Below are 4586 nucleotides of genomic sequence, written 5' to 3' on the forward strand. Positions count from 1 at the left end.
CCGCTGCCGGAACTCGTCCGTGTAGTTCTTCCTAGCCATCCCTTGGATTCTCGCTTCCCCAGCAACGTGCTGGAATCAGCGTGTCCAAGATCTGGGGTCAAGCGCCAGCCCTACTACCGGTGGCTGGCTGACCCCGTCACCACGAGCGAGGTGATGGAGGCGTATCGCGCGAACGCGTTGTTCGACGCGCATCGTGATGACCCGGAGTTCGGGCACCGGCTCCTCGCCGACGAGGCCCGCGATGCCGGTGAGGCGATGTCGGATCGCACCGCGTGGCGGATCGCGTCCAGCAACGGCTGGTTCAGCGCGTTCGGGAAACCCAAGCGCGGCAAGCACCGCCGGCCCGGCCCTCCGGTTCACGATGACCTGTGCGCGGTCGTCGATGAGCACGGCCGGACCCGGCACGTCTTCGCCGCCGATGCGCCGAACGAACTGTGGTTGACGGACATCACCGAGCACAAGACCGCCGAGGGCAAGCTGTACCTCTGCGCGATCAAGGACGCCTACTCCGGTCGCATCGTCGGATACTCCATCGACTCGCGGATGAAGTCCCGCTTGGCCGTCCAGGCGCTCGAGAACGCCGTCGCGATGCGCCGTGATGTCGCCGGCTGCGTGGTCCACAGCGACAGGGGCAGTCAATTTCGCAGTCGGAAGTTCCGGCGCGCGCTCACCCGTCATCGCATGGTCGGAAGCATGGGCAGAGTCGGCTCGAGCGGAGACAACGCCGCCATGGAAAGCTTCTTCGCGCTGCTGCAGAAGAACGTCCTCGACCGCCGCTCCTGGACCACCCGTGATCAGTTGCGCATCGCCATCGTCACCTGGATCGAACGGACCTACCACCGCCGCCGACGCCAGGCCCGCCTGGGCCGTTTGACCCCCATCGAGTTCGAGACCATCATGAACACGACCGTCGCACTGGCGGCGTGACTACAACCTGTCACCTATTCGTGCAGCAGTCCCTCGGCGTTGGAACCAGAGCATGAGCTTTCGCTCCGCTCGCCGTATCAGCTGCCGGAACGTGTAAAGGGCCCTTGTACACGTTGTACACGTTCCGGCAGCTGAAGAGAGACGCAGCCCTCTGTGCTCAGAATTCGGTAATGATGTTGAAGCCCTTCGTCGCAAAGTTCGACATGTTCTCGAAGACCTCGTTAACATCGCCCAGTCCGACCTCGCGTTCGATGAGCGCTTCGGGATCAAGGCGACCCAATGAAACCAGACCGAGAAGACCAGGGTACTTGGGCTGAGGGTTGCCGTAACTGCCGAGGACCTCGAGCTCGGCGGCCGTGACGAGATCGATGGGCACCTGTGCCATGCCCTTCTCCTCGGACCCGGTGAGTCCGACCTGGACGTGACGGCCTCCCTTGCGCAGAGACGTGATCGAATTCGTGATCGTCTCCTGGATGCCGAGGGCATCGATACCAACATCAGCCCCACCGCTGGTAATCTCCTTGATCGCGGCGGACACGTCGTCGGTGCGCGAGTTCACTCCTGCAATCGCACCGGTCTCTTTGGCTTTCTCGAGCTTGTCTTCGTCAATGTCGACGGCAATGACGCGGGCGCCTACCGCTGTCGCCGCTTGGATCGCAGAAAGGCCGACCCCACCAGCCCCTTGCACAGCCACCCAATCACCCGGTTCGATCTTGCCGCGAACGACGGCATGGTAGCCGGTCATGAACCGGCAGCCAAGGGCCGCAGCTGCCCGAGAGCTGACATCGTCGGGCAGAGCGATGAGATTCGCATCGGCTTCGGTCACCAGCAAGTACTGCCCATAGCTGCCTCCCGAGCCTGAGAAGCCGTATACAACGACGTTCTCGCAGATATTCGGGCGACCGGCCCGACAGAAACGGCACCGACCGCAACTGTGGTGGAAGGGTGCGGTGACGCGCTGGCCAGCCCGAAACCCGCGAACGTTCTTTCCCACCTCGACAATCTCACCGCCAAACTCGTGGCCCAGCACGGCGGGTACTTCGACGGTGGTGCCGAGCCATTGCAGGTCGCCTTGCCATCCATGCCAATCGCTGCGGCATATCCCTGAGGCCTCGACTCTGATTACCACATCTTCTGGGCCCGGTGTGGGATCGGCGACTTCGTCGACGACGAGGGGCTTCTTGATCTCTGTGACCACTGCTGCACGCATCTTCAACTCCTGTGTCGATTACATTCAAGAGACTGAACGATTGAATGTTTCAATGATGTTGCTGTCTTTCAGACTAGCAGGGTTGAGTTACTTCCGCTAGACCACCGGCGTGTACACGATGACCTCGTCGGGTACCACTCGTGGCATCAGCTGGTTACCGGCATCGCCGGGCTGCCTGCCCGGCTTGACCAGCCATCAATGCTGGGCGGATTCGGCCAGTTGCGCGAGGTCTCTCCCAGCCGCGCCTCCAGCTCCGCGGCCCGCTGGATCAGCATGTTGACCTGGGCGACTTGCGCCTTCAGAGCCGCGATCTGGGCGACCTGTCCCTCGGCTACCCGTCGCGCCCGGGCCAGGCTGTCCTCACGGCTCACATCGGAGGGACCGGGAGACACCAGTAGCTCATCGGCCATGCGAACCACCTGCGAGAGAAGACGCAGAACTTCCGGACACCCGCTATCTTGCCCCACTCTCAACCACTGCTTCAGACCACCACGCCGAGGGCCTACATAGTTACACATGTAAGTATATATGCATTATTCTGCTGTTGCCTTGCGGTGTTGGCCCGCCTAACGTGGGGAGCACATTAGTCGGCTGTGTCGCCGATTGCGTTCGTACCCCACGAAGAGGAGCAGTCAATGTCGATCTACCAGGTCCTCAACCCGGCAACTGGCGAAGTCGTGAAAACATACCCCACTGCCACGGATGAGCAGATCGTCGATGCGCAGGAGCGCAGCGCGGCGGCCTTCATCAGCTGGTCCGAGACGACGGTTCAGGAGCGCGCGGCGATCCTGACGAAAGTTGCGGACATCTACGGCGAGCGGTCCGACGAGCTCGCAGAGGCCATCCACATCGAGATGGGCAAGGCCATCCCGGAGGCAAAAGGCGAGATTAAGCTGTGCCAGCTGATCTACCGCTACTTCGCGGATCATGCCGAGCAGTTCATGGCCGATGAGCAGCTGCGCGGCACCAGCGAGGACGAAGAGGCGTTCGTGCGTCGCAAGCCGGTCGGTTCGTTGCTGGGCATCATGCCGTGGAACTTCCCGTACTACCAAGTGGCTCGTTTCGCGGCACCGAACCTGGCGCTGGGCAACACGATCCTGCTCAAGCACGCCCCGCAGGATCCGAAGTCCTCGTCTCTGATGGAGGAGATCTTCCACGCCGCAGGAGTGCCTAAGGATGCGTACATCAACATCTACGCGACGAACGAGCAAGTCGCGGACATCATCCTGCCCTCACCGCTGAACCACGGTGTGTCGGTCACGGGTTCGGAGCGGGCCGGGTCTGCTGTGGCCGCGGCGGCGGGGAAGAACCTGAAGAAGGTCGTCCTGGAACTCGGCGGGTCGGACCCGTACGTGCTTCTGGATACGTCGGACGTGAAGGCGACGGCGAAGACGTTCTTCCAGACCCGGATGGGCAACAACGGTCAGGCCTGCAACTCGCCCAAGCGCATGATCGTCATGGAGGACGTCTACGACGAGTTCCGCGAAGAGCTCACCAACCTGGCGAAGGCCGCGACCCCCGCCGACCCCACGACGGGGGATACGGGTCTGTCGCCGCTGTCGTCGCCGGCTGCGCGTGATCGATTCATGGAGCAGGTCGATGCGGTGAAGGCTGATGGTGCGACGGTGCTGGCCGGTGGCGAGCACTATGACACGCCGGGCTCGTATGTGCAGCCGGTGGTGTTCGAGGATGTGCGTCCGGGCATGCGCGGGTATCACGAGGAGCTGTTCGGGCCGGCGTTCACGCTGTTCAAGGTCTCGTCCGAGGACGAGGCGATCGAGTTGGCGAATGACACGCCGTTCGGTCTGGGGGCTGCGGTGTTCTCGGAGGATCTGGAGCGTGCGGAGCGTGTGGGTTCGAAGATCGAGGCGGGCATGGTGTTCTTGAATACGCCGGAGGATACCCGTGAGTACCTGCCATTCGGTGGTGTGAAGCGTTCGGGTGTCGGCCGTGAGCTAGGCCCGTTGGCGATGGATGAGTTCGTCAACAAGCAGCTTGTCTTCAAGAAGCGCTGAGTAGTTGGATGCTGAACGGGGCCCTGGACCATAAAGGTCCAGGGCCCCGTTCTCGATCCGAATTCCGACTCCTTACCGTCCCGCAACACCCTCACCGCCGCGGGTCTGCCATGAGTTTGCTTGACACGAGTTATCAGGCGGCGGCAGCCGCCTGGACTGATTGAACCATCTCGAACTCGACAGGGGTGAGCTTCCCGAGACGGGCCTGCCTACGACGGCGGTGATAGGTCCGCTCGATCCAGCTCACGATCGCGAGCCGGAGCTGGTCGAAGGACTGCCAGCGACGCCGGTTCAGCACGTTCTTCTGCAACAGCGCGAAGAAGGATTCCATTGCCGCGTTGTCCCCAGCAGCACCGACCCTGCCCATCGACCCGACCAGGCCGTTGGGCCTTGACCCTCGATCGTGGACACGGTGTCGGTTTGGTTATGCCGCT

The 4586-nt window shown here is 62.5% G+C and carries 4 protein-coding genes and 1 pseudogene; 2 read left to right on the top strand and 3 right to left on the bottom strand.

Annotated features, from left to right (window positions below):
* Window positions 1-927 (top strand): IS3 family transposase (locus tag ACODR5_RS13345; protein WP_488983900.1); only part of this gene is annotated, 927 nt, incomplete at its 5' end.
* A gap of 157 nt (window positions 928-1084) precedes the next feature.
* Here the strand turns inward: ACODR5_RS13345 and ACODR5_RS13350 are convergent.
* Together ACODR5_RS13350 and ACODR5_RS13355 are read right to left on the bottom strand one after the other, a co-directional pair.
* A complete protein-coding gene (locus ACODR5_RS13350) occupies window positions 1085-2137 on the bottom strand; it encodes a zinc-binding dehydrogenase (protein ID WP_488983901.1) in 1053 nt (350 codons plus the stop codon).
* 146 nt (window positions 2138-2283) lie between these two features.
* Window positions 2284-2547, bottom strand: a complete 264-nt coding sequence (locus ACODR5_RS13355; protein ID WP_488983902.1) for a DUF6444 domain-containing protein — start codon at window positions 2545-2547, stop codon at window positions 2284-2286.
* 225 nt (window positions 2548-2772) lie between these two features.
* Here ACODR5_RS13355 and ACODR5_RS13360 point away from each other — a divergent pair, with 225 nt between their 5' ends.
* The gene (locus ACODR5_RS13360; protein ID WP_488983903.1) at window positions 2773-4152 is read left to right on the top strand and encodes an NAD-dependent succinate-semialdehyde dehydrogenase; all 1380 of its coding nucleotides are present in this window, start codon (window positions 2773-2775) and stop codon (window positions 4150-4152) included.
* Between the two features lie 133 nt (window positions 4153-4285).
* Here ACODR5_RS13360 and ACODR5_RS13365 read toward each other — a convergent pair.
* Window positions 4286-4576 (bottom strand): annotated as a pseudogene (locus ACODR5_RS13365) (integrase core domain-containing protein); the annotation flags it as partial.
* Window positions 4577-4586: the final 10 nt, after the last annotated feature.

The organism is Microbacterium sp. FG3 (assembly GCF_057809335.1).

Excerpts from the sequence above, each read along its gene's own strand:
- ACODR5_RS13350 (WP_488983901.1), bottom strand. The coding sequence starts at position 2,137 with ATGCGTGCAGCAGTGGTCACAGAGATCAAGAAGCCCCTCGTCGTCGAC.
- ACODR5_RS13360 (WP_488983903.1), top strand. The coding sequence starts at position 2,773 with ATGTCGATCTACCAGGTCCTCAACCCGGCAACTGGCGAAGTCGTGAAA.
- ACODR5_RS13355 (WP_488983902.1), bottom strand. The coding sequence starts at position 2,547 with ATGGCCGATGAGCTACTGGTGTCTCCCGGTCCCTCCGATGTGAGCCGT.